General features: G+C 40.6%; 1 protein-coding gene. It reads left to right on the forward strand.

Annotation, left to right across the window (positions count from 1 at the left end):
• Nucleotides 1–88 precede the first annotated feature (88 nt).
• Nucleotides 89–726 (forward strand): transposase (locus LPA49_RS22240; protein WP_230237780.1); only part of this gene is annotated, 638 nt, incomplete at its 3' end.

Raw genomic sequence — 726 nt, forward strand, 5'->3', positions numbered from 1 at the left:
GTAGGAGATGTATGGACTCCTCCCCTAAATAGGGTAAGTACGGTATAAAGAAATTGCAAAACCACTTTTACCAATAAGGAATCCATACATGTCAAAATTTAACTTAATTTGTATCGACTTGGCAAAAAATGTTTTTCAAGTCGGTCAATTTTTTCATCAAAAACTACAAAGTAATAAAGCGGTAAGCAGAAAAGAGCTACTGTCGATACTCACCACGTCTCCTCGTTGTAAAGTTGTCATGGAATCATGTGGCGGTGCTCATTATTGGGCACGCAAAGCGCGTAGTGTTGGTCATGAAGTCGTGATTCTAGACCCTCGATTTGTCAAAGCATTTAGGATTGGCCAGAAAACAGATGCAAACGATGTTATTGCAATAGCTGCGGCTTCTTTCTCACCCAATGTTCGCCCGTGTAAATCACTGACACAAGCACAGCAAAGCCTACAGTCGATAGAGCGAATGCGTGCGTTAGCTGAAAAGCAGAAACGGCAGTTGGCGAATCAAATCAGAGGCTTGTTACTTGAATTTGGAATTGTAATCAAGCAATCAGAATGCGCGTTTAGGCAGGCTATCCCTGAGATTTTAGAAGATAGCGATAATGGGTTAACCGCTGGTTTAAGGCAGTGTATAGCGCAGTGCTATGAATTATTTAAAGCCCAATCAACATTAAAAGAAACATTAAATGAGTTACTGACAGGCTTAGTAAAACAAGATGAGCAATGTGAACG

The sequence above is a fragment of the Pseudoalteromonas sp. MB41 genome, assembly GCF_020966275.1.
Lineage (GTDB): Bacteria > Pseudomonadota > Gammaproteobacteria > Enterobacterales > Alteromonadaceae > Pseudoalteromonas > Pseudoalteromonas lipolytica.